The 21,085-nt window shown below is 62.6% G+C and carries 27 protein-coding genes; 11 read left to right on the forward strand and 16 right to left on the reverse strand.

The features are described 5' to 3' along the window. Nucleotides 1–10 precede the first annotated feature (10 nt). The 4 genes from RBH77_RS09945 to denD are packed head-to-tail and all read left to right on the forward strand — an operon-like array spanning nt 11 to nt 2,972. Nucleotides 11–985, forward strand: a complete 975-nt coding sequence (locus RBH77_RS09945; RefSeq protein ID WP_311031964.1) for a cation diffusion facilitator family transporter — start codon at nt 11–13, stop codon at nt 983–985. A gap of 20 nt (nt 986–1,005) precedes the next feature. Then, nucleotides 1,006–1,764: an SDR family oxidoreductase gene (locus RBH77_RS09950; RefSeq protein ID WP_311031965.1), complete on the forward strand. Its 759-nt coding sequence runs from the start codon at nt 1,006–1,008 to the stop codon at nt 1,762–1,764. 16 nt (nt 1,765–1,780) lie between these two features. Beyond that, on the forward strand, nt 1,781–1,990 hold the full coding sequence (locus RBH77_RS09955) for a hypothetical protein (RefSeq protein ID WP_311031966.1): 210 nt from the start codon (nt 1,781–1,783) through the stop codon (nt 1,988–1,990). 1 nt (nt 1,991) lies between these two features. Then, nucleotides 1,992–2,972: a D-erythronate dehydrogenase gene (gene denD, locus RBH77_RS09960; protein WP_311031967.1), complete on the forward strand. Its 981-nt coding sequence runs from the start codon at nt 1,992–1,994 to the stop codon at nt 2,970–2,972. On the opposite strand, the gene RBH77_RS09965 is transcribed toward denD, so the two are convergent. Both RBH77_RS09965 and RBH77_RS09970 read right to left on the reverse strand, forming a co-directional pair. Next, nucleotides 2,967–4,394 (reverse strand): ATP-binding protein, encoded by a 1,428-nt coding sequence (locus RBH77_RS09965; protein ID WP_311031968.1) that lies wholly within the window; start codon nt 4,392–4,394, stop codon nt 2,967–2,969. The genes denD and RBH77_RS09965 overlap by 6 nt on opposite strands. Then, entirely contained in the window at nt 4,391–5,107 is a 717-nt protein-coding gene (locus RBH77_RS09970; RefSeq protein ID WP_311031969.1) for a response regulator, read from the reverse strand. The genes RBH77_RS09965 and RBH77_RS09970 overlap by 4 nt, the downstream gene beginning before the upstream one ends. Before the next feature lie 212 nt (nt 5,108–5,319). On the opposite strand from RBH77_RS09970, the gene RBH77_RS09975 reads away from it, so the two are divergent. The 4 genes from RBH77_RS09975 to RBH77_RS09990 all read left to right on the forward strand — a co-directional run bounded on the left by RBH77_RS09975 (nt 5,320) and on the right by RBH77_RS09990 (nt 6,811). Next, nucleotides 5,320–5,571 carry a hypothetical protein gene (locus RBH77_RS09975; RefSeq protein ID WP_311031970.1) on the forward strand — a complete coding sequence of 84 codons (252 nt, stop codon included), beginning with the start codon at nt 5,320–5,322 and terminating at the stop codon, nt 5,569–5,571. Between the two features lie 266 nt (nt 5,572–5,837). Continuing rightward, nucleotides 5,838–6,074, forward strand: coding sequence for a hypothetical protein (locus tag RBH77_RS09980; RefSeq protein WP_311031971.1), 237 nt, complete (start codon nt 5,838–5,840; stop codon nt 6,072–6,074). A gap of 46 nt (nt 6,075–6,120) precedes the next feature. Then, the gene (locus tag RBH77_RS09985) at nt 6,121–6,363 is read left to right on the forward strand and encodes a hypothetical protein (protein ID WP_311031973.1); all 243 of its coding nucleotides are present in this window, start codon (nt 6,121–6,123) and stop codon (nt 6,361–6,363) included. Nucleotides 6,364–6,529: 166 nt separating this feature from the next. Next, nucleotides 6,530–6,811, forward strand: coding sequence for an SCP2 sterol-binding domain-containing protein (locus RBH77_RS09990; RefSeq protein ID WP_311031974.1), 282 nt, complete (start codon nt 6,530–6,532; stop codon nt 6,809–6,811). 40 nt (nt 6,812–6,851) lie between these two features. On the opposite strand, the gene RBH77_RS09995 is transcribed toward RBH77_RS09990, so the two are convergent. Both RBH77_RS09995 and odc2 read right to left on the reverse strand, forming a co-directional pair. Continuing rightward, on the reverse strand, nt 6,852–7,424 hold the full coding sequence (locus RBH77_RS09995) for a GNAT family N-acetyltransferase (RefSeq protein ID WP_311031975.1): 573 nt from the start codon (nt 7,422–7,424) through the stop codon (nt 6,852–6,854). 104 nt (nt 7,425–7,528) lie between these two features. Beyond that, on the reverse strand, nt 7,529–8,662 hold the full coding sequence (gene odc2 / locus RBH77_RS10000) for an ornithine/lysine decarboxylase (RefSeq protein ID WP_311031976.1): 1,134 nt from the start codon (nt 8,660–8,662) through the stop codon (nt 7,529–7,531). 593 nt (nt 8,663–9,255) lie between these two features. Between odc2 and RBH77_RS10005 the strand changes: the two genes are divergently transcribed. The 3 genes from RBH77_RS10005 (at nt 9,256) to RBH77_RS10015 (ending at nt 12,020) form a co-directional block, all read left to right on the forward strand. Further along, on the forward strand, nt 9,256–10,161 hold the full coding sequence (locus RBH77_RS10005; RefSeq protein WP_311031977.1) for a LysR family transcriptional regulator: 906 nt from the start codon (nt 9,256–9,258) through the stop codon (nt 10,159–10,161). A gap of 99 nt (nt 10,162–10,260) precedes the next feature. Further along, nucleotides 10,261–10,914: a DUF1007 family protein gene (locus RBH77_RS10010; protein ID WP_311031978.1), complete on the forward strand. Its 654-nt coding sequence runs from the start codon at nt 10,261–10,263 to the stop codon at nt 10,912–10,914. Further along, the gene (locus RBH77_RS10015; protein ID WP_311031979.1) at nt 10,911–12,020 is read left to right on the forward strand and encodes a nickel/cobalt transporter; all 1,110 of its coding nucleotides are present in this window, start codon (nt 10,911–10,913) and stop codon (nt 12,018–12,020) included. The genes RBH77_RS10010 and RBH77_RS10015 overlap by 4 nt, the downstream gene beginning before the upstream one ends. Before the next feature lie 10 nt (nt 12,021–12,030). Here RBH77_RS10015 and RBH77_RS10020 read toward each other — a convergent pair whose 3' ends face one another. The 12 genes from RBH77_RS10020 to flgK form a co-directional block, all read right to left on the reverse strand. Next, complete coding sequence (locus tag RBH77_RS10020; RefSeq protein ID WP_311031980.1) at nt 12,031–12,549, reverse strand: hypothetical protein; 519 nt, start codon at nt 12,547–12,549, stop codon at nt 12,031–12,033. Nucleotides 12,550–12,604: 55 nt separating this feature from the next. Further along, complete coding sequence (locus tag RBH77_RS10025; protein WP_311031981.1) at nt 12,605–13,027, reverse strand: hypothetical protein; 423 nt, start codon at nt 13,025–13,027, stop codon at nt 12,605–12,607. Between the two features lie 8 nt (nt 13,028–13,035). Continuing rightward, the gene (locus tag RBH77_RS10030; protein WP_311031982.1) at nt 13,036–13,611 is read right to left on the reverse strand and encodes a rod-binding protein; all 576 of its coding nucleotides are present in this window, start codon (nt 13,609–13,611) and stop codon (nt 13,036–13,038) included. An 88-nt stretch (nt 13,612–13,699) separates the two neighbouring features. Continuing rightward, nucleotides 13,700–14,086, reverse strand: a complete 387-nt coding sequence (locus RBH77_RS10035) for a hypothetical protein (RefSeq protein WP_311031983.1) — start codon at nt 14,084–14,086, stop codon at nt 13,700–13,702. A gap of 1 nt (nt 14,087) precedes the next feature. After that, on the reverse strand, nt 14,088–14,840 hold the full coding sequence (fliR, locus tag RBH77_RS10040) for a flagellar biosynthetic protein FliR (protein ID WP_371832856.1): 753 nt from the start codon (nt 14,838–14,840) through the stop codon (nt 14,088–14,090). After that, a complete protein-coding gene (flhA, locus tag RBH77_RS10045) occupies nt 14,837–16,924 on the reverse strand; it encodes a flagellar biosynthesis protein FlhA (protein ID WP_311031984.1) in 2,088 nt (695 codons plus the stop codon). Before flhA ends, fliR begins: the two co-directional genes overlap by 4 nt. Before the next feature lie 109 nt (nt 16,925–17,033). After that, nucleotides 17,034–17,300 carry a flagellar biosynthesis protein FliQ gene (gene fliQ, locus RBH77_RS10050; RefSeq protein ID WP_311031985.1) on the reverse strand — a complete coding sequence of 89 codons (267 nt, stop codon included), beginning with the start codon at nt 17,298–17,300 and terminating at the stop codon, nt 17,034–17,036. 16 nt (nt 17,301–17,316) lie between these two features. Beyond that, on the reverse strand, nt 17,317–17,721 hold the full coding sequence (flgD, locus tag RBH77_RS10055) for a flagellar hook assembly protein FlgD (protein ID WP_311031986.1): 405 nt from the start codon (nt 17,719–17,721) through the stop codon (nt 17,317–17,319). Then, the gene (flbT, locus tag RBH77_RS10060; protein ID WP_311031987.1) at nt 17,721–18,158 is read right to left on the reverse strand and encodes a flagellar biosynthesis repressor FlbT; all 438 of its coding nucleotides are present in this window, start codon (nt 18,156–18,158) and stop codon (nt 17,721–17,723) included. The genes flgD and flbT overlap by 1 nt, the downstream gene beginning before the upstream one ends. Then, nucleotides 18,155–18,502, reverse strand: a complete 348-nt coding sequence (gene flaF / locus RBH77_RS10065; protein WP_311031988.1) for a flagellar biosynthesis regulator FlaF — start codon at nt 18,500–18,502, stop codon at nt 18,155–18,157. The genes flbT and flaF overlap by 4 nt, the downstream gene beginning before the upstream one ends. Nucleotides 18,503–18,535: 33 nt before the next feature. Continuing rightward, entirely contained in the window at nt 18,536–19,585 is a 1,050-nt protein-coding gene (locus RBH77_RS10070; RefSeq protein WP_311031989.1) for a flagellar hook-associated family protein, read from the reverse strand. Between the two features lies 1 nt (nt 19,586). Continuing rightward, entirely contained in the window at nt 19,587–21,056 is a 1,470-nt protein-coding gene (gene flgK / locus RBH77_RS10075; RefSeq protein ID WP_311031991.1) for a flagellar hook-associated protein FlgK, read from the reverse strand. Nucleotides 21,057–21,085: the final 29 nt, after the last annotated feature.

A 21,085-nucleotide genomic window follows, 5' to 3' on the forward strand; every position in this document is an offset into this window, starting at 1 on the left:
GCTGAAGAAGATGGGCCACGATCACGCATATTCAGGCCATGACGATCACGATCATGCCGGTCACGGCCATGGCGGATTGCATCTGCATGGAGGCGGCGACAAGACGCGCGTGCTCATCGCCGGTTGCCTGACGCTGACCTTCATGGTCGTCGAGGTGGCGGGCGGTCTTCTTACCGGATCGCTGGCACTCCTCGCCGATGCCGGGCACATGCTGACCGATTCGGTATCGCTCGGGCTTTCCTGGTATGCCTTCCACCTTGCCGGACGTCCGGCGACGCAGCGGCTGACCTACGGCTTCGACCGCGTCAAGACACTGGTGGCTTACACCAACGGTCTTGCCATCTTCGTCGTCGCAGGCTGGATCGTCTACGAGGCGATCGAACGGCTCCTGGCGCCACCTCAGGTGATGGGCGGCATGATGTTCGTCGTTGCTATCGCGGGGCTGTTCGTCAATATCGCCGGATTCCTCATTTTGCGTGGCGGCGACCATGGCAGCCTCAATATGCGCGGCGCGATCCTGCATGTGCTGGGTGATCTCCTCGGGTCGGCGGCGGCAATCGCGGCGGCGCTGGTCATCATGGCGACGGGCTGGATGCCGATCGACCCGATCCTTTCGGTCTTCGTCGCCGTGCTCATCCTGTCGACCGCATGGTCGCTGGTAAAGGATGCAGGTCACGTTCTTCTGGAGGGAACGCCCGGCAGCATGGATCGCGACGAGATCGTTGCCGACATGACGAAACATTTCCCGGAAGTCCGCGAGATCCACCACGTCCATGTCTGGTCGCTGGACGGCAGCCGCAATGTCGCGACGCTGCACGCCTGCCTGAAAGAGGGCACGGACGCCCACGGCGTTGTCGTTGCGATGAAGCGCCGGCTTGCCGAGAAGCACGGCATCGGCCATGCCACCATCGAGACCGAATTCGGCGAGTGCACCGACCTTTCCGTGCACCAGCATGAGGCGGCTCAGGTCAAATATCTCCACTAGGACATCAGGACGAGGCAGGAATGGCAGGCAGGCTGAAGGGCAAGATCGCGGTGGTGACCGCCGCGGGGCAGGGGATCGGGCGCGCGATCGCCGAGATGTTCGTGGCGGAAGGCGCGACCGTTTACGCGTCTGACGTGGACCGCTCCAAGCTCGACGGACTTGCCCGTGCGAAGAAGGCGAGGCTGAACGTGCTTTCGACGCGTGCGGTCGAGGCCTATGCAGCCAAGGTCGGCGAGATAGATATCCTGGTGAACGTCGCTGGCTATGTGCATCACGGCACCGTGCTCGAATGCGACGAGAAAGCCTGGGACTTTTCCTTCGACCTCAACGTCAAGTCGATGCACCGGATGATCCACGCCTTCCTGCCCGGAATGCTGAAGCGGGCGGCCGAAACCGGCAAGTCCGGTTCCATCGTCAATCTGTCGTCGGGCGCTTCCTCGCTGAAGGGCGCGCCCAACCGCTACGCCTATGGCGCGACCAAGGCCGCCGTCATCGGGCTGACCAAGGCGGTTGCGGTGGATTTTGTTTCAAAAGGAATCCGCTGCAACGCCATCTGTCCCGGCACGGTCCGTTCTCCGTCATGGGAGGGGCGTGTCGAGGAACTCGGCAAGACGATGGGGGGCAAGCAGAAGGCGCTCGACATGTTCGTCGGCCGCCAACCCATGGGCCGCGTCGGCGAGCCGTCTGAGATCGCCGCGCTGGCGACATATTTCGCATCGGACGAATCGGCGTTCACGACCGGAACCGCCATTCCGATCGACGGCGGATGGATCATTTGATGGATCGGCTCATCTGATGGATCGGGGCAGCCGCAACTCCGCGGTCGCCGCCGCGCTCATCCTGATCTTCTTCGGAGGTGGATGGTTCGTCATGCCGCCGCTGATGCGGGCGGTCGGCAATTACTCGGCCGTCGCGGCGGTCGCCATCGCGGCGCTCTTCGTCGCGGCGTTCTTCATCGTCTTCTGGCTGCGTGGCCGCAGCCAGCGGCAACGGAATGGAGGTTAAGGTGCGTGTATTGATAACCGGCGCGGCGGGCATGATCGGACGGAAGCTGACCGCGCGGCTGGTCGCCGATGGAAAGCTCGCCGGCCACGCCATCACGGCGCTCGACCTTCACGATATCGTGCCCGCCGATGCGCCGAAGCTCGCGGGCGCCAAGGTCAAGGTTCATACCGGCGATCTCGCCGCCGATGGCGATGCCGTCAGGCTGATCTCCCCCAGGCCCGATGTTATCTTTCATCTGGCGGGCGTTGTCTCAGGCGAAGCCGAAGCGAATTTCGACAAGGGCTACCGGGTCAATCTCGATGGCACGCGCATGCTTTTCGAGGCGATCCGCCATGCGGGACATAAACCGCGCGTCGTATTCACCTCCTCCATCGCCGTCTTCGGCGCGCCGTTCCCCGACGTTATCCCCGACGAGTTCCATCTTACGCCCATGACCTCCTACGGCACGGAAAAGATGATGGGCGAGGCGCTGCTTGCCGATTATACGCGGCGCGGCTTCTTCGACGGCATCGGCATCCGCCTGCCGACGATCTGCGTGCGGCCCGGCAAGCCGAACAAGGCGGCGTCGAGCTTCTTCTCCGGCATCATCCGCGAACCGCTCGCAGGGCAGGAGGCGATCCTGCCAGTGCCGCGGACGGTGCTTCATACGCATGCCAGCCCGCGTTCGGCGGTGAATTTCCTCGTCCACGCCGCCGGCCTCGATGGCGACAAGGTCGGGCCACGCCGCAATCTCACGATGCCAGGTGTCGCAGTCACTGTTGGCCAGCAGATCGAGGCGCTTGGGCGTGTCGCGGGTGAGAAATTCACGGCGCTCATCCGCGAGGAGGCCGACCCGACCGTCTGGGCAATCGTCCAGAACTGGCCGACGCAGTTCAACGCCAAGCGGGCGCGCGATCTCGGCTTCAAAGCGGAAGACAGTTTCGACGAGATTGTCCGCGCCCATATCGAGGACGAACTCGGCGGCAAACTGCCCGCGCTATGATCCGGCAGGCTCGGCGGCACGCGGGATCCTCAGTTCCGTCCTGAGTCCACCGCCTTGGCGGTTCTCAAGCGTCACTTCGCCGCCGACGCCGCGGGCGATGGCCCGGGCGATGGTGAGGCCAAGGCCGAAGCCGCCGGTCTGGCGATTGCGTGAACCCTCGACACGCGTGAATGGCCGGAAGACCTGCTCCAGCCGCTCCTGTGGGATGCCCGGCCCGTCATCCTCGATCGCCAGCACGATCTCCTTTTCGTGGCCCGACAGGCTGATCGACGCCCTCTCGCCATAGGTGACGGCATTGTCCACGAGATTGGTCACGCAGCGGCGCAGCGCCACAGGACGCCCGACGCAGATCAGGCCGCGCGCGTTGGCGCTGCCGTCCGCGAAACTTACCTGCGGATAGGCGTCCGCGATGGAATCGACCAGCGACCAGAAGTCGATGCGTTCGGGCGTCTCGTCCTTCACTTCATGGGTCGCGAAATCGACCACCGAACGGGCGATCGCCTCGATGTCGCCGAGATCGTCCATGAGCGCCTTGCGCTTGCCGGCGTCCTTCAGCAATTCGAGCCTGAGTTTCATGCGCGTAAGCGGCGTGCGCAGATCATGGGCGAGAGCGGCTGCGAGCTGTTCGCGGTCCTCCACATATTCTCGAAGCTGTGCCTGCATCGTGTTCACCGCATGTGCGGCGGAGCGGTATTCGCGGCTGCCGCGCTCGGGCAAAGGCGGGCTTTTCAAATCCGCGCCTATGCGGCGGACAGCACTTTCCAGCGTCCGATATGGCGCGGTCAGCCGGCGAAGTGCCCAGATCGTCATGATGACGACCAGTGCCGCTATACCACCGAGCAGCGGCAGGTTTTCTTCGGAGACGAGCGGCCCCACCGGCGTCAGCGGCATGACGAAGTTCAACCATTGGCCGTCCTTGAATTCGACCGAGGCGACCAGCCTATCGCTCTGGGAAATATCGCTGGCGAGATTGAGGAATTCCTTCTCGATTTCGCCGATGTCTTCGGGCGAGGTTTCGTCGGGAGCTTCTCTGGAGACAACCGGCCCCGCCGATTTGCGGTAGATCCGCACCTCGAGGACGCCGAATTTCGACAACCGGCTGACCACCACGTCCTCCAACTCGGCGAGGTCGTCGTCGGGAGGGATCGCGCTTCTGATAAGCGGCACCTCGGAAACGGTGACAAGGTAGTTCGGATTGGCCAGCCCCTTGGCCAACTGGGCTCGGTCCTCGGGCGTCGCCGAGTACATGAGCTTCACAAGGGAATAGGCGCGGTCGCTCAGCCGGAAGAGTTCGAGCAGGTTGTTGGAAGCCCGTCGCTGTTCGACGATGAAGTAGAGCGTCGTCACCTGCGTCACCAGCAGGCCGGCGATCAGGATGAGGAGTATCCAGGCGGGCAGCGTCTGGGGAAAAAGGCGTTTCATTCCGCGACCGTGTCCGGCACGAACTGGTAGCCCCCGCCGCGGACGGTCAAAATGAGCTTGGGCGCCCGCGGGTCGTCTTCCATCTTGCGCCGCAGCCGGCTGACGAGGATATCGACGCTGCGGTCATAGCTCATCGTGCCGTCTCCGCCTGCGAGGTCCATCAACTGCTCGCGGCTCAGGACGTGTTGGGCGCTACGGACAAGCGCCTGAAGCAGATTGAACTCCGCCGTGGTCAATTCGACACGCACGTCGCCCGGCGCAATCAGCCGGCGCCGCGCGCAGTCGAGCGTCCAACCGGCGAAGCGATAGGTGCGCGGCTCCGAGCGCTTTGAAGCACCTTCCATCGGCGGACGGCGCAGCACGGCGCGGACCCTTGCCAGCAATTCGCGCGGGTCGAAGGGCTTGGGTACGTAGTCATCCGCACCCATCTCCAGACCGACGACCCGGTCGACCGTTTCCGTCACCGCCGTCAGCATGATGATCGGCATTCTGGAGCGGGCGCGGATATCGCGGCATATTTCCAGGCCGCTCCTCCCGGGCAGCATGACGTCGAGGACCAGAAGGTCGATGGTGGTGCTTTTGAGGATCGACTGCATCTCCTCGCCGTCGCGGGCAACGGAGACCTGCAATCCGTGCCGCTCGAGGAATTCGCGCAGGAGATCGCGGGTGCCGCGGTCGTCGTCGACGATAAGGATATGGGCGTCGGTCTTCATGCGGCGATACCGGTGCCGGCAGCGGCATTGCGCGCCGCTCCGCGAGGAAGCGCCTCAACTGGTGGCCTATGTCCGGAAAGCATTTCCCACCACCCTAAACGATGCGCAGCCGCTACAAAACTCTGCATTGCGGAAAAATTGAGGAAACAGAAACACGGCATATCAGGATCGCTGCACTCATGCAGTGTCATTCACGTTAGGGAAAAAATTCCATGAAGACGACATTCCTTGCCGCGATCGGCCTCGCCGTAGCGGTTGCGTTCTCCGCTCCGATACTTGTTGCCGGCAGTGCCGATGCGGCAACGACGACGCAGAAGGTGGTGGTGGTCAAGCATCACCATCGTCATGTGGTGAAGCATCACCATCATCACGTGGTCAAGCATCACCACGTCGTGAAGCATCCGGTGCATCATCATCACCACCACAAGGTCGTGCATCACAAGCCCCTGCCGAAAAAGAGCTGATAGGCTCGACGGCCATGGCGAGCGGCTGCTTTGATCGCGAGGGATCGCGTTCGGCGGCCGCTTCGTCGGCAGGCGGGACGAAGGGGACAACAAACCGGCTACAAAAATCTGCAATCGGGAAAAACGCCGGAAAAGATCGAAGCCTAGAACGGGTTCGCTGCTGATTGGCAGCGGTCGAACTGCCGGCGTCAGCCGGCGCCGAGGAAACGATGCGCCGTTCCGTGGCATCAATCGCGATCGTTCTTATAGCTATGGGCTCCCCCGCCATGGCTGCCGGACACGTCGCGGTGAAGGCTCCGATAACGCGCATCGAACGCTGCGACGCCCTCCAGCAACAGCTCGACCACGCAATCATCCAGCACGCCAGGGCCAAGCGGGCCACCCAGGCACGGGCGCTCAGGAAGAAGGCCGAGAAGTTTTGCGCCGGCAAATCGCAGGCGCAGGGCATCAGGACTTACGCCACCGCACTGAAGCTGCTCGGGGTCAAGCCGATCGATGAATGACCGGCCGATCCATCATCCGGCTCCGCATGAAAAGGAAATCATGACCATGAATAAAGCTCTCATCTCCGCGCTCTCGCTGGCAGTCGCGCTCGCATTTGCCGCTCCGTTCTCGGTGACCGCCGCTTCGGCTGCCGGCACCACCACGGCCGCTGCCTCCACGACCACCCCGGCGAAGCCGATGGTCAAGAAGCACAAGGCATCCAAGAAGCACGCCAGCACCAAGGCGACGAAGAAGCATGCTTCCGCCAAGACCATGAAGAAGACGGAAAAGGACCAGAAGAAGTCGTAATTTCTTCAGTCGGGCGGGGTTTCAGGGCCGCTTCTGCATCAATGCAGGAGCGGCCCTTATGCATTCCGCTCCACGCCCTTTGCTTGCCATGGCGTCCTTGGATATCTAGGTTCGGAGAAGATTTCACGAGGCTCGGCCGGTGCGGCCCGCAAGCAAGGAACCCAGGATGAGCATGGATGCGATCGCCGATAAGATGCGGGCCAGGGTGGAGGGCTCGGGCTTCACGAAGTCGGTGAAGTTCGATTGCGGGGCCGACGGGGTCATCGTCATCGACGGCGCCACCGTCTCGACCGCAGATGCGTCGGCCGACTGCACGATCACGCTGGCGAAGGACGATCTGGAATCCATGATCGCCGGCGAACTCAACCCGACCTCGGCCTTCATGCAAGGCAAGCTGAAGGTCGACGGAGACATGTCCGTCGCCATGGCGCTCAGTCAGGTTTTGTAGGGAAAAGACCCTTCTCCCGAGAGCGGAAGAAGGGCCGGGGTCACACTGCGTGCGCGATCCGCGCCCGCTTTATCTTGCGTCCCGTGGGTCGGATGATGCCATGTGCGCCATCGAGCGCGCCGGGCTCCAGTTCCAGCGCGAGCAGTCGATGCTTTTCGTAGGGGCCGGGCATGGCGAGCATGCCGGTCTTCCCGGCGGAGAAGCCGAAACGCGCGTAGTATGGCGCATCGCCAACGAGGATGATGGCCCTATGGCCCAGGCGGGCCGCTTCGGCGACGGCTTGGCTCATCAGCGCCGAGCCGATACCGGCGCTTTTCAGCGTCGGTTCCACTGCAAGCGGCCCAAGCAGCAGTGCGCGCCGTCCGTTGATGCCGGCCGCGATATCCCATAGCCTGACAGTCCCGACCACGGCGCCGGAGGCCTCGCGAGCGACCAGTGCCAGGCCTTCCGATGGAATGCGGCCTTTGCGCAGTTTCTCCGACGATTTTTTCCGCCAGCGCGGCCCCATGGCGCGGTCGAGCAACGCGTCGCGTGCCGGAATGTCGGCAATGGTTTCGGGGGAAACCGACAACGGCCGAACCGCCGATCCGACAATGTTCTTCTGAGCTTCCATTTCCGTGATCCTTCACGAGCAGAAATTCGTTCCACAAGCGAACCGGTTGCCAGCTAACGCCGGCAACCGGGTGATCCGACGAGGCGACCCCTTAGGGTGACCCGTCAGATCACGTAGGATCGGAGAGGCTCGAAGCCGTTGAAGGCGACCGAGGCGTAGGTGGTCGTGTAGGCGCCCGTCCCTTCGATCAGCACCTCGTCGCCGATGGTCAGCGAGAGCGGCAGCGGGTAGGGCGTCTTCTCGTACATCACATCGGCCGAATCACAGGTCGGCCCGGCAAGCACACAAGGCGCCTTCCGGTCGTGGTCGCGCGCGGTCACGATCGGATAGCGGATCGCCTCGTCCATGGTCTCGGCGAGACCGCCGAACTTGCCGATGTCGAGATAGACCCACCGCAATTCGTCCGCCTCGGATTTCTTCGAGATCAGCACCACTTCCGACTTGATGACTCCTGCATTGCCGACCATGCCGCGGCCCGGCTCGATGATCGTTTCCGGGATACGGTTGCCGAAATGACGGCTGAGCGCGGCGAAGATCGCCTCGCCATAGGCCTTGGCCGCCGGCACGTCCTTCAGATACCGGGTCGGGAAGCCGCCGCCCATGTTCACCATCTTGAGCACGATGCCTTCCTCGGCGAGCGTGGCGAAGACGCGCTTGGCGTCGGCCAGCGCCCGGTCCCAAGCGTCGAGATCGGTCTGCTGCGAGCCGACATGGAACGACACGCCATAGGCGTCGAGGCCGAGCGCCTTCGCCTTTCTCAGCACGTCGATCGCCATCGCCGGCACGCAGCCGAACTTGCGCGACAGCGGCCATTCGGCACCCTCGCCGTCGGTCAGTACGCGGCAGAAAACACGGCTGCCCGGCGCTGCACGCGCCACCTTTTCGACCTCCTCGACGCAATCGACGGCGAAAAGCCGGATGCCGAGTTCGAAGGCGCGGGCGACATCGCGCTCCTTCTTGATCGTGTTGCCGAAGGAGATACGGGTAGCCGGCGCGCCTGCATCCATCGCCATTTCGATTTCGGCGACGGAAGCGGTGTCGAAAGACGAGCCGAGCGAGGCCAGAAGACGCAGGATCTCCGGCGCGGGATTGGCCTTCACGGCATAGTAGATGCGCGATTGCGGCAGCGCCTTCTCGAAAGCGCGATAATTGTCGGCGACCACATCGAGATCGACCACGAGGCAGGGGCCGTTCGGTCGTCGGGTGGCGAGGAAATCCATGATGCGCTGGGTTGCCATCGGTCTCTCCATTGCGCGGGCCGAAGCCCGTCTAGCAAGCTGCGGAGTGCCGGGCGCTCGGCCCTGGACGTTCCGCGGTGGACAAAGGGCGTTTCCCAAATCTCATGGCCTGGCCGGTGGAAGTGCCGGAACCATGTGACGCGAGCTACGCGGCGATGAGCAAGCGCCTTTCGGCGACCGCTCGCTTTGTCTGCCTCAGCTTTGGATTGGAGAACCCGCTCCGCACTGCCGGCAATGAAGGTGTGCCTCTTCAGTAACCCCGGTCTATGGACGACCGGCAGACACCAGAAAGGCCCGCACCGTCGTTGCTTCAAGGTGTCCTCGGTTCTTGCGGTTGGCCGCGAGACCGACTGGAGGGGTTAGTTCCAGGTACCTTGCCGAATTCCTCGCCATATCGAGGCTCGGCGGACACCCACAGGCACGTGCGACTTTGGGCAGGCGCGATATAAGGATAAAATCATGTCCAATCAATGAAAATTCGCGCCCGGTTGAAAAAAATCCGTGGCTGAACGATAGAGGTTTTACCGTCTCACGGAATTGAACGACGCGTGTGTTCCGGAGGCGCTCTCCGGCGGGCGGAAAGGTTCGAATCCATGGATACTCTGACACGCATGCGCGCCTTCATCGAGGTGGTCGAGGCCGAGGGATTCTCGGCCGCCGCCCGCAAAATCGGGCGTTCCAAGGCGCTTTTGTCGAAATATGTGCGCGAACTGGAGGACGAACTCGGGGCGCTGCTCCTCAACCGCACCACGCGGCAGTTCTCGCTGACCGAGGCCGGCCACACCTATTTCGGCCGCGCATCGGAGATCATCCGCGAGATCGACAGCCTGCAGGAGACGGTGCGCGAATCAGCCGGCGACGTCAGGGGCCGAATCAAGCTGTCGGCGCCGCGCACTTTCGCGGATGCCCAGATCGGCCAATCCATGATCGACTTCGCTCGCGACCATCCCGATATCGTGCTCGAAATCCGTCTCGACGACCGCTTCGTCGATCTGGTGGAGGAGGGGTTCGACCTCGCGATCCGCATCACCAGGCTGGAGAACTCATCGCTCATCGCGCGCAAGCTGGCGCCGTTCTCGATCTGTCTCTGCGCTTCGCCGGAGGCGATAGCCAAATACGGCACGCCGTCCCGGCCGCAGGACCTCGCCAATTTGCCGTGCATCATCGACACCAATGGCCGCTGGCTTTCCAACTGGCCGTTCGCAGGCGCCGGCGAGACGATCAGTGTTTCGGTCTCCGGCCCGATCGAGGTCAACAGCCCGATCGCCGCGCGAGCGGCGGCCCTTGCCGGACTGGGTTTCGCGATCCTGCCCGATTTCATCGCGGCGGCGGAGATCGACAGCGGGCGACTGGTGCCGGTGCTTGGCGAGTACCTGCCGGACGGGCGCGGAATCTTCGCCGTTTATCCGCACCGCCGCTACCTGCCGGCCAAGGTGCGTGTCTTCGTCGACTATCTCGTGCAGTGGTTCAAGGCGCGGGAAAAGTCGCAGCCGGTCTGACCGGATACATGGGATAATGGCGCCGACATCGCCGGGCGGTCCCAATTTCGCCTGCTTTACGGGGACGGTTCGAAATTCCGATGCCGCCGGACGGGAGCCATGCAAGCATCACGCATTTTCACGGCATTGTGCGGCGCTCTCGTCAGCGGCCTGTTCCATGCCGCTCCCGCCTCGGCTCATCCGCATGTCTTTGCCGAGGCACGGCTGGAGCTTTCGATCAACCCGGACGGAACGGTGAAATCACTTCGCCATGTCTGGCGCTTCGACGATTTCTTTTCCAGCACCGTGCTTGTCCAGTTCGACAAGAACAAGGATCTGAAACTGGAAAAACTCGAACTGGAGGCCCTGGCCAAGACGGTCCATGATTCCCTTGCCGATTACAATTATTTCCAGCTTGTGACGCAGAACGGCAAGGACGTCGCCATGCAGGCGCCCGACCATATGATCGCCGATTTCAAGGACAACAGATTCCTGCTCCTCTTCGAGAGCCATCCGAAGGCGCCGCTGAAGCTTTCCGGAAAGATCGATTTCGGCATTTACGATCCGACCTTCTATACGGCGATCGACTTCCACAACGATGCCGACATCGTCGTCGACGGCCTGCCGGCCAACTGCACGAAGAAGGTGATTCGGCCGGACCCCGACCAGGCGATCGCCCAGAACCAGAAAACGCTGACCGACGCCTTCTTCAACGACCCGACCGACCTCAGCAAGATTTTCGCGACGAAACTGGAACTCACCTGCCAGCCATGACGAAGAACATCGCGCGCACGCTTTGCAGCCTCGGCCTCTATCTTGCGGCAATCGCCATCCTTGCCGGGCATGCTCATGCTCAAAGTTCGCTCGGTATCGGCGCGGCCGAGCCGCAGATCGTGCCGGCCGGGCCCTTCGCGGGCCTCCTGCAATGGGTGAATGGAGAGCAGCAGCGCTTCTACCACGCCCTCACCGGGGCGATGCGCGGTATGCGTGAAAACGGCAATGCCTTCTGGATATTGGGAGGCATTTCCTTTGCCTATGGCGTCTTCCATGCGGCGGGTCCGGGACACGGCAAGGCGGTCATCTCCTCCTACATGGTTGCGAACGAAGTGGAACTGAGGCGCGGCATCCTGCTTTCCTTCATCTCGGCGCTGTTGCAGGGCGTGACAGCGATCCTCTTGATGTCGGCGATTTTCCTGTTCCTGCGCGGAACGGCGATAACCATGACCAACGCCACCTGGGCGCTCGAAATCCTGAGTTATCTGCTCGTCACCCTGTTCGGCGCATGGCTGCTCTTCCGCAAGATCGGCGCGCTGGTCTCCATAAGGCGCCCGGCGCTGGCTGTTGCCGAAGGACCGGCGATGCATCTGAACGAACCAGCAAATGGCGATCATGCGGAACATTACGACCGGCATGCGCACGACCATGGCCATTCCCACCATGACCATGGCCACGTCCACCATCATCACCATTCGCATGCGTCCGGCGAGTTTTGCGCCGACTGCGGGCACAGTCACGCGCCCGACCCGGCCAAGCTTGGCGGCGCGGAGTTCGACTGGCGCGCGGCATGGTCGGCGATCCTGGCGGTGGGGCTTCGCCCCTGCACCGGAGCGCTGATCGTGCTCACCTTCGCCTTCCTCAATGGCTTGTGGGCGGCGGGTATCGCCTCGGTCCTAGCGATGTCGATCGGCACCGCCATCACCGTATCCGCGCTTGCGACGGCGGCGGTTCTTGCCAAGAATGTTGCTGTGCGGATCGCAGGCGGAGGAGCGGTGAGCGGCATGATCCAGTCCGCTTTCGAGATTGGCGGGGCGCTCCTCGTGTTCCTGCTGGGCCTGACTCTTCTTACCGCCAGCCTGCAGGGCGTGCATCTGACGGGTTAGCCGACCGTGATCAATGCACCGCGGGCTCGGGCGCCTCTTTGGGCTTCTCGAACGGGCTGGTGCGGCGGCGGATGGTGTTGTCGCGGATTTCCGCCTTGGTCAGGAAATCGATCTGCTCGATGAGCACGTCGTGGACCAGATTCTTGCCGACGCGCTTGTTGACGGCCTCGCGGATGCCGCTTCGGAGCTTTCCGAGGTCCAGCTTGGCGTAATCGGCGAAGTCGATCTCAGGGTTGGCGTAGAGATAGGTGTAGACCTCGTCCACCAGAAGTGCCTCGGCTGGAAGCGACAGCGTCTTCATGACGGCGGGTTCAACCGTGTAAACCAGCCGCGTCAGGAAATAGCCATAGACCTCGTCGTCCTTCATCAGTGGCACGGAGATGATGTCGGTCTTCACATAGTCGAGGCCGCCGAAGAAGGCCGGTTGCGGCGCCTTGTCCGTCTTGGGACCCGACATCGAAAAAGAAAAGATCACGGTGCCGAGCGTGACCGCGACAAGCCAGAGCGCGGCGATGACGAATTTGATCATCGGGTGCGTGCCTTATGGCCGGGATGTTGCCGCCGGTCTGTCGCCCTCGTATTCCTCATGCCGCGCGGCCGGCTCCGAATTCGTTGACGGAATAGGTGCCGTCAGCATCGGCTTTCTGGATGGCGTCGCGGATGAGGCCTGCTACCTCGGTCACGGCGTTGAGATGAGCGCGAAGCGCCTTCTCGTTGTCGGCGAGTTTCCCGCGAAGGCGGGTGAGCGCCTCGCGATGTTCATTCAGCACTTCCGCCTGCGGCAGGCCCTTAATGGCCCGGTTGAGTTCGTAGAGGTGACGGCTCTTGCGCGCGTTCGATGCCTTGATGTCGAAATCGGGGTTGCCGCGGATTCCGGCCGTCTCATGCTCGATCGCTTCCTCGATCCTTCCTATGATGGCGGAGAGCGCGGCTGGGCGCGGCGGGGAAGGCTGTTCGGCCGAGGCGGAGCGCGGCAGTTCCGGGCTGTAGAGAGCGGCTTCCTGCATTACGGCTCCTAGATCTTGCTTTCGCTAGCATCGCTGGCAGCGAGCGGACTGGTGAATTTGCGCTGGATTTCCTGGACAAGTGCAGTCGAAAGCATCCGCTTCGTGTCGGCCTCGTCCTTGCGGGTGCCTTCGGAAGCACCGGTAAGCGCGACCTTCTTGTCGCCGACCATGTAGTGGTCCTTGAGGAGCCGGTTGGCGATGCCGATGCCGCCGCGTTCGGAGAGTACCGTCCCCAATTGCTTTGCCAGTTCGGATTTCCACATGTCGCCAGCGAGCCCCTTGCCGTAGACCGCCTCGCTGTCCTTCGGCATCATCGACTGCATGAAACTCTGAAGGACGACAGCTTCGAATTTCCTGTAGGCTTCCGGCGTCTTGCCGGGCTTGCCTGTGTCGGCATGGCCGGCGAAACGCATGTCGGCCATGTTTTTCGAGGAGACTTCGGTAGACGCGATTTCGGGGAATCCGATCTTCCCCACGCCAGCACGGGCGCGCTCGGCAAGCTGCGTGCGCGCCGCGGCCAGTTCGGCCGGATCGACGGCACGCGCCACGTCCAGAACGATGTCGCTCGGCGGAGAGATGGCCAACGGGAGATCCTGTCCTCTTCTCTTCAGGGCCCGGCAATAGCGGGCCGATCATTGTTCTTCACCATGCCCGAATTAGCTTGCGGCAGGCTTACTTGCGGGAGATCAGCCCTCGTTCGACCGCTTCCAGCGTAGCGCGATCCTCGGCTTGCCGCTCGTCTGCCCTCGTGGCCGCGCGCCAGGAGCGCTCGACCATGTTGGTGCGCGCGGTCTGGGTCGCGACATGGCCGGCCTCGATCCTGGCGCTGGCCAGTTTCCGGTCCTGCCGGCGCAGCGCGCGTTCGACACCGCGGGCGTAAAGGTCGGGGAACAGGTCGGTGAGCGAATCGGGCGCGTCGAAGCGCGCGGCAATCTCGGTCGCCTCGCGCCCCGCGGCGGCGGCTTCGGCGAGCGCCGTCGCCCGGCGCATCTCGTGGAAGGCCTTCAATTGCTCTTGAACTTCGACCAGCTTTTTCAGCCGCTCGGTACGCGAGGTCATTTCACCTCCCGATGGTCACGGCAAGGAAGCCGTCGGCATAGAGGCTGAGGAAATTGCCGATGGCGAAATACATCAAGAGCAGTCCACCGGTGACGATGAAGGGCAGCGAGACGAAATAGATCGGAATCTGCGGGGTCAGCTTGTTGATGAGGCCGGTCCCGAGATTGACGAGGATCGCATAGGCGACAAAGGGGCTGCCCAGCCGGAAGACGACGAAGAAGGATTGCGAGATCGTATCCGTCACGTTGACCAGCGCCGATTGCGGGTCGAAGAGGATATCGGGTGGCGCCACCTCGTAGGACGTGACCAGCGCCTTGACGATCTCCAGATGGAAATCGAGCAGGAAAAGGATCAGCAGCGCGGCAAAGGACAGGAGCCCGCCGAGCGCGGCCTGGGGCTCGCTTTCGAGCGCCAGGCTGCCGCCGAGATTGCTGAAGCCCATCATCATGGAGATGGCGTTGCCCATGAATTCGAGCGCGAGCAGGTAAAGCCGCGCGAGCACGCCGATCAAGGCGCCGGTCAAAAGCTCCGACGCGATGGTCTTGAACAACACGTCGGGCGTCGATTCGGCGAAGGGCAGGATGATGTCGGAAAGGTGCAGGAAAAGCGCGAGGCTCGCCGCCACCGCGACGAAGAGCCGGACCTGCATCGGCACGCGCGCGTTGGAGAAGCCGGGCATGATCATGAAACAGGCGCCGACGCGGCAAAAGGCGAGGAAGGCCGCGAGAACGACCTGTGAGATTGTCACGGTCACGCGATCGATCCGAGCACTCGGATCTCGACGCCCTTGGCGATCTCGACATGGGAGAGGACGGGCAGTGTCGGGAACATGCGTTCGATGATCATGCGCACATAGGGCCGCGCATCGGGCGCAGTGACCAGCACGAAGCGCTCGCCGGCGTCGACATGGCCGCGAATGGCCTTCGACGCTTCCTGTCCGAATTCCTCCAGCAGGCGCGGGTCGATGTCGAATTCGCGGATCTCGCCCTTGGCGTCTCGCTTCAATGCCTGATGGAAGGCGAGGTCCCAACGATTGCCGAGACGCAGGACCTTGAGCACGCCGCCTTCGGTGAGGTCGCCACAGATCTGCTGTGCCATACGGATGCGCACGTGTTCGACGATCTGTTCGGTACGGCGCACATGCGGCGCGATCTCGGCGATCGCCTCGATGATGAGATGCAGATTGCGTATCGAGATGCGCTCGGCAAGCAAAAGCTTCAGCACCGCCTGCAGGCCCGGATAGGTGATGTGGGTGGTGCAGATCTCGTCGGCGAGCTTGCGGTATTCGGGATCGAGCCGGTCGATCAGCGCCTTCATGTCCTTGTAGGAGAGAAGCTGCGGCAGGTTGTTGCGCACCACTTCCGACAGGTGGGTGAGAAGGACCGACATGTTGTCGGCGTAGGAATAGCCCTCCCGCTTCAAGTCCTCGGCGAACATCTCCGGCACCGACCAAGCGCGCATGCCGAAGGCGGGTTCGCGCACTTCCTCGCCCGGCATCTCGGGCGGCGCGCCGTTGCCGATCAGGACCAGAAGCTCCCCGACGCGCAGTTCGTGTTCGGCGACCACGGTGCCGTGCACCTTGATGCGGTAGCTCTTGGTAGGAATGCCGAAATCATCGGTCAGCCTCACCTCGGGTACGACGAAGCCGTATTGCTGGGCAAACTTCTTGCGCATCTTGGACATGCGGAAGGCGAGTTCCTGATGCGAGGCCAGCAGTTTGGTGGAAAGCTGCTTGCCGATCAGAAGCTCGATCTCGGCGGTTTTCAGCGAGGACTTGATGGAGTTCTTCTCCTCGTCGTCCCGCACGACCTGCTGCTTCTTCTCGGCCTCCGCCGCTTCCGCGACCCGGCGGTTCTCGCGCATCGGGATGATGTAGCCCACCGCTGCCATCATGCCGCCGAGGAAAAGGAAGGGAAGGGCCGGCAGGCCCGGCATGACGGCGAGCAGCGCCATCAACGTTGCAGCGACGAAGAGCGCGCGGGGATAGTTGCTCAACTGGCCGAACACGGCCTGGTCGGCGGAGCCGCGCGTGCCGCCCTTGGAGACGAGGAGACCGGCGGCGAGTGAGACGATCAGCGCCGGGATCTGCGAAACCAGACCGTCGCCGACCGACAGCTTGGTGAAGATATCTGCGGCCTCGCCGAGGCTCATGCCGTGCCGCGCATAGCCGATTGCGATGCCGCCGATGATGTTGATGGCGGTGATCAGCAGGCCGGCGATGGCGTCGCCGCGGACGAATTTCGAGGCGCCGTCCATCGAGCCGAAGAAGGCCGATTCCTCCTCCAGTTCGCGGCGGCGGTGCTGGGCTTCCTTCTCGTCGATCATGCCGGCGGAAAGATCGGCGTCGATCGACATCTGCTTGCCGGGGATGGCATCGAGGGTGAAGCGCGCGCCCACTTCCGCGATACGGGTCGAACCTTTGGTGATGACGATGAAATTCACCACGATCAGGATCAGGAAGACGATGAGGCCGATGACAAAGTCGCCGGCCATGACCAGTTGTGAAAAGCCGCCGATGACATAGCCGGCGGCGTTGGTGCCTTCGTTGCCGTGCGAGAGGATCACCCGCGTCGTGGCGACATTGAGCGAAAGCCTCAGCATCGTGGCGACGAGAAGCACGGTCGGGAAGGAAGAGAAGTCGAGCGGTCGCTGAATCCACAGCGCCACCATCAGGATGAGCACCGATACGGCGATCGAGAAGGCGAGGCCGATGTCGATCAGGAAAGGCGGTATCGGCAGGAACAGGACCGACAGGATCGTAACGATGCCGAGCGCGAAGCCGACGTCGCGGCCGTGCTTCCTGATCTCGGTCGTCGAACTGGTCTCGATAATGGCCATGCGCTGCCCGGTTCCTGAAGCGGGCGGGCCGCACAGGCCGCCGCTGGCCGAAACTAGCGGGCGAAGCTTGTGCGAGGATGAGGCGGCGCCGTCACGTCTTCAGGGCGTCTCAGAACCCGTTCTGGATGCGCTGGAAGACGACGTTGGAGAAGGAGGATATCTGGGCGCCGACGAAGGGGCCGGTGATCGCCGTCACGACGAGGATGGCGACGATCTTGGGAACGAAGGTCAGGGTGATTTCCTGCACCTGCGTCAGCGCCTGGATGAGCGCAATGCCGACGCCGACCACCATTGCCACCAGCACAGCCGGGCCGGAGGCGAGCAACACCGTCCAGATCGCGTATTGCACGATATCGAGCGCGTCGGCTTCGTTCATGGCCTCTGCCTTGTGGTTACTGTATCACCACGCCGCTCTGCATGGTGACTTCCTGGCCGTTCTCTAGAATTGCTATCAATCCGTCCGATGTGAGGCGGACGGAGGAGACGGTGCCGGTCGTGTTGCCGTCGGCAGAGGTGATGCTGTGGCCGATGATGTTGCCGGCCTGCGCGAGCGCCGAGGTCTGGAGAAGCTGGTCCAGCTTCGAGTTCGTCTGCACGGTTTGCGCGACCTGCGAGAAGGTCGCCAACTGCGCGACATATTCCGTCGAATCCATCGGCTTAGTCGGGTCCTGGTTTTTCATCTCGGTGATCAGGAGCTTCAGGAAGGACTGGTAATCGATGTTCGGCCCGGCCGCCTGCGAAGTGGAACCGGTGCCGGTCGTTGAACTGTTTGTGCCATTCACCGGAGGAACGGACATCAGGCGATCTCCCGCAATTCGTCTTGATAGGCCGGCGCCATTCTTCCGCCGCAGAGAATTTCGTCTTCGAGGCTGTACAATCCGCGGATGGTCTTCAGCGCGTCGTAGACATGACCCTCGCCGACGAGCCGGTCGATGTGTTTCAGCGAGGACAGGATGTGCTCGTTGCGGAAGCTTTCGAGAAGCAGCGGCAGCGACTGCCGGAACATGTCGCGTGCCTGATCCGCGTTGCCGGGATTCATCAGCATGATCTGCAGGATGAAATAAAGCTGCCTGAGCGGTGTCGCGGCCTGCTCCGGCTGCATGACATGGCTTTCGAGCAGGAACTGCGTCTCGTTGAGCAACTCGACCGTCGTCTTGCGGTCGACCCGGACGACCGCGCCGTTGATGTAGATCTTCTCGTTGGCTTTCAGCGATATTTTCAGCGTGTTCTTCATTGTATGCCGTCGCGGATGATCTGCGATACCTCGATGAGACCCTCGAAATTCTGCGATTGGCCTTGCCGCACCGCCTCGCCCTCGCGCAACAGCCAGAGCCCGATCGAGATCAGATTGGCGCGCAGCTCCACCGGAAGCTCGTTCTCGGAACTGCCGAGGTCCTCCATGAAGGAGGTCCAGATGCGGTTCATGAAGTGAATGGCCTCGACCGCTTGCGGCGAGCCGCCGCCGCTGTCCTTTGCCGTCGAAAGCAGATCGATGGACCGGCTCAGGAGCTGGCGCTCGCGATCCTTGGCGTCGGCGATCGAGTCGGTCTGAATCTCGGCATACGAAAATTGGTACATGGTGGTTCCGTTACGTTTCGCCTGAGGTTGCGGTCACTTTAGGTAATTGACGAGACTGAGTTGCTGGATGCGTGCGGTCAGCGCGTAGGAGGTTTCGATCTGGCCGAGCAGCGAGGTGATCTTGGTGGAAGCCTCGTAGGGATCAACGCCTTCGAGGTCGTTGAGATTGCGTTGGAAAAGGTCGACCTGTGACTTGATGCGGTCCGTGGCGCTGGAAACCTTGTTTTCGGTCAGGCCGAGCTGAGCCTGCTGGGAAGCTGAATCGGTAAGCGAGTCCGTGATCAGATCGGACGCCTTGTCGATGAGCGCATCGCGGGCGCCTTCGTTAAGGTTGCCCTGCATGAAATTCGACACCATCGCCGCGGCAATCATGAATTTCTTGGTGCCGATGGAGTTGGCGCTGACGGAGGTCTCGGCCGTTTCGTTGAGCGAGATGCGACTGGTGATCGGCTGGTCCGTGGCATTCGACCAGTTCGATGACCACGCCGGATCGGTGGTTTGGTCGCTAACAAGCTGGTCGATGAAATCGCCCATATCCGAGGCGCTGATGTTCGCCGCCGCCGGGTCGCTCGGCGGGAAGCCGAAACGGGTCTGGAAGGCATCGTTCAGTGCCTGGTTCGCCGCCGAGCCGGTCGCGCCTGAATCGTTGATCGGCTGGACGTCCGTATTGATGCCGGCGAACAGATATTCGCCGTTGACGCTGGTGTTGAGGATGGAGGTGACGGAACTGAGCGCCGTCTGGGCCGCCGTCTGCGTCACGGTCGATGCGACGCCGCTGCCCTTGTCGGCGGTCAGCGCGGACAGGAATGTCTGAGTGAGGTCGTTTATCTGGCCGAGCGCATCCTGGGTGGCCGTCAGGCGGGTGGAGATGAGGTTGTTGGAATCGACCAGCCCGTTCAGCCGGTCCACGTCGCGCGAAAGAGATACCGCCTGGCCCGTGCGCGAGCCGAGCGTCACGCCGGGATCGGCGAGCTTGCCGGTGGTCACCTCCGTCTGCGCCTTCGCCAGTTCCTGCTGCATGTTCAGGACCTGATAGCGCATTGCGTTCGACACGGCCTGCGAGGATATGAAGGTCGTCTTCATCTCAATGTATCGCGTTCATGAGGGCGGAGAGCATGTTGTCCACCGTCGAGATCATGCGCGCCGACGCCTGGTATGAATGCTCCAGGTCGAGCATCATCGACATCTCCTCGTCGATATTGACGCCGGTCGAGTTGGAAAGCGCCTGCTGGGTGCGCGTCATCAGCGCGTTCTTGTTGTCGGCAGCATCCGAAGCGTCCTTGCGCGCGGCTTCGAATGAACTGATGGCGTTGGTGGAATAGGTCATCACGCTGGCGTTGGAGCCGGCGCCGGCGGCCGGATCGAAGGCGATCGGCTTGTCGAGGTTCTGCGAGTAACGGATGAGCAAGTCGGAGAAGGAGGCATTGCCGTCCGGGTTGGCGACGTAGCCCGCACCCCCACCGCCGCCGTCGCGCAGAACGGAAGCGTTGCCTCCGACCGTTGAATCCATCGCCGGATTGATCTTGATGCGGCCGGCGAGACCCGGGTCCAGCGTTCCGTCGGTCGGCATCGCGGGCGCCCCGTCCCAGGTGAAGAGGCCCGGTGTCTTGCCTGCCGTTGCGGTCGGGTCGCTCGGATCCGTCTCGGCGAAGGCATTGATCAGGCCGCGCGCGATCTCGTCGAGCTGGCTCTGCATGGTGGTCGCGGTGCTGTCGCGCAACTGGACCATCGCGGCCAGACGGCCGGATGCCGATGTATTGCCGCCCGTACCAGCGGAAAGCGGCACGCCGTCTACCTTGATCGCGTTGCCGGTCGTCGTTGCGTCATAGCCGGCGACCGGATCGAAGGTCACCGTGCGCGGCACCGTTTCATAAAGCGTGGCGCCGTCCGAGGTCACCAGCATCATGTCGCCGTTGTCGCGCTTGATGGCCGAGATCGAGACGTATTGGGATATCTGCTTCAGGAGCCCGTCGCGCTGGTCCTCGGCATCGGAAACATCCGCGCCGGTCTGGTTGCCGGCGACGATGGTGCGATTTGCCTGGTCGAAGCTGTTAAGCAGGTTGTTGAGATCGGCGACGGCCTGCGAGATCTGGTTGTCCATGTCCGTCCGGAAGGACTGGATCGCGTTGGTGCCGTCATTCAGATTGCGAACGAGCTGGCGTGCGGATTCGACGGTATTCTCACCGAGGCTGGTGTTGGAGGGCGTCGCCGAATAGAGGTTGAGCGCCTGCTGGAAATCGCCGAGCGCGCTGGCTGCGGAGTCCGCATTGTCAACGCCGTTCACCGCGAGGCCGAGATTCTGCATCCCGTTAAGGAGCGTATTCTGCCCCTCATAGGAGGAAAGCGCCTTCATATTGCTGCGGAAGAGCACATCGTCGGTCGTGCGCTGGATATTGACGACGGTGGCGCCGGGGGCGGTGCTGACGATGGTCGCCGAACGCCGCGCGTAGTCGGGATTCCCCGAATTCGAGATATTCTGCGAAACAACCGTCGTCTGACGCGTCGTGTTGAAGAGCGCAGACTGGGCGATGTTGAGGGCGGTTGTCAGCGACATTCCGGTTATTTTCCGCCGATGTTACTCGG

This window comes from Mesorhizobium koreense (assembly GCF_031656215.1).
In the GTDB taxonomy this organism is placed as follows: domain Bacteria; phylum Pseudomonadota; class Alphaproteobacteria; order Rhizobiales; family Rhizobiaceae; genus Mesorhizobium_L; species Mesorhizobium_L koreense.

What these genes read in the sequence shown, in the direction of transcription:
- RBH77_RS09970 (WP_311031969.1), bottom strand. Translation starts at nt 5,107, where the DNA reads ATGAAGACCGACGCCCATATCCTTATCGTCGACGACGACCGCGGCACC.
- flgK (WP_311031991.1), bottom strand. Translation starts at nt 21,056, where the DNA reads ATGTCGCTGACAACCGCCCTCAACATCGCCCAGTCTGCGCTCTTCAAC.
- fliQ (WP_311031985.1), bottom strand. Translation starts at nt 17,300, where the DNA reads ATGAACGAAGCCGACGCGCTCGATATCGTGCAATACGCGATCTGGACG.
- flhA (WP_311031984.1), bottom strand. Translation starts at nt 16,924, where the DNA reads ATGGCCATTATCGAGACCAGTTCGACGACCGAGATCAGGAAGCACGGC.
- RBH77_RS10070 (WP_311031989.1), bottom strand. Translation starts at nt 19,585, where the DNA reads ATGAAGACGACCTTCATATCCTCGCAGGCCGTGTCGAACGCAATGCGC.
- RBH77_RS09980 (WP_311031971.1), top strand. Translation starts at nt 5,838, where the DNA reads ATGGCTGCCGGACACGTCGCGGTGAAGGCTCCGATAACGCGCATCGAA.
- RBH77_RS09950 (WP_311031965.1), top strand. Translation starts at nt 1,006, where the DNA reads ATGGCAGGCAGGCTGAAGGGCAAGATCGCGGTGGTGACCGCCGCGGGG.
- flgD (WP_311031986.1), bottom strand. Translation starts at nt 17,721, where the DNA reads ATGTCCGTTCCTCCGGTGAATGGCACAAACAGTTCAACGACCGGCACC.
- RBH77_RS10015 (WP_311031979.1), top strand. Translation starts at nt 10,911, where the DNA reads ATGACGAAGAACATCGCGCGCACGCTTTGCAGCCTCGGCCTCTATCTT.
- RBH77_RS10010 (WP_311031978.1), top strand. Translation starts at nt 10,261, where the DNA reads ATGCAAGCATCACGCATTTTCACGGCATTGTGCGGCGCTCTCGTCAGC.
- flbT (WP_311031987.1), bottom strand. Translation starts at nt 18,158, where the DNA reads ATGAAGAACACGCTGAAAATATCGCTGAAAGCCAACGAGAAGATCTAC.
- RBH77_RS09990 (WP_311031974.1), top strand. Translation starts at nt 6,530, where the DNA reads ATGAGCATGGATGCGATCGCCGATAAGATGCGGGCCAGGGTGGAGGGC.
- RBH77_RS09995 (WP_311031975.1), bottom strand. Translation starts at nt 7,424, where the DNA reads ATGGAAGCTCAGAAGAACATTGTCGGATCGGCGGTTCGGCCGTTGTCG.
- flaF (WP_311031988.1), bottom strand. Translation starts at nt 18,502, where the DNA reads ATGTACCAATTTTCGTATGCCGAGATTCAGACCGACTCGATCGCCGAC.
- odc2 (WP_311031976.1), bottom strand. Translation starts at nt 8,662, where the DNA reads ATGGCAACCCAGCGCATCATGGATTTCCTCGCCACCCGACGACCGAAC.
- RBH77_RS09965 (WP_311031968.1), bottom strand. Translation starts at nt 4,394, where the DNA reads ATGAAACGCCTTTTTCCCCAGACGCTGCCCGCCTGGATACTCCTCATC.
- RBH77_RS09975 (WP_311031970.1), top strand. Translation starts at nt 5,320, where the DNA reads ATGAAGACGACATTCCTTGCCGCGATCGGCCTCGCCGTAGCGGTTGCG.
- RBH77_RS10025 (WP_311031981.1), bottom strand. Translation starts at nt 13,027, where the DNA reads ATGCAGGAAGCCGCTCTCTACAGCCCGGAACTGCCGCGCTCCGCCTCG.
- RBH77_RS10020 (WP_311031980.1), bottom strand. Translation starts at nt 12,549, where the DNA reads ATGATCAAATTCGTCATCGCCGCGCTCTGGCTTGTCGCGGTCACGCTC.
- RBH77_RS09955 (WP_311031966.1), top strand. Translation starts at nt 1,781, where the DNA reads ATGGATCGGGGCAGCCGCAACTCCGCGGTCGCCGCCGCGCTCATCCTG.
- RBH77_RS10005 (WP_311031977.1), top strand. Translation starts at nt 9,256, where the DNA reads ATGGATACTCTGACACGCATGCGCGCCTTCATCGAGGTGGTCGAGGCC.
- RBH77_RS09985 (WP_311031973.1), top strand. Translation starts at nt 6,121, where the DNA reads ATGAATAAAGCTCTCATCTCCGCGCTCTCGCTGGCAGTCGCGCTCGCA.
- RBH77_RS10035 (WP_311031983.1), bottom strand. Translation starts at nt 14,086, where the DNA reads ATGACCTCGCGTACCGAGCGGCTGAAAAAGCTGGTCGAAGTTCAAGAG.
- RBH77_RS09945 (WP_311031964.1), top strand. Translation starts at nt 11, where the DNA reads ATGGGCCACGATCACGCATATTCAGGCCATGACGATCACGATCATGCC.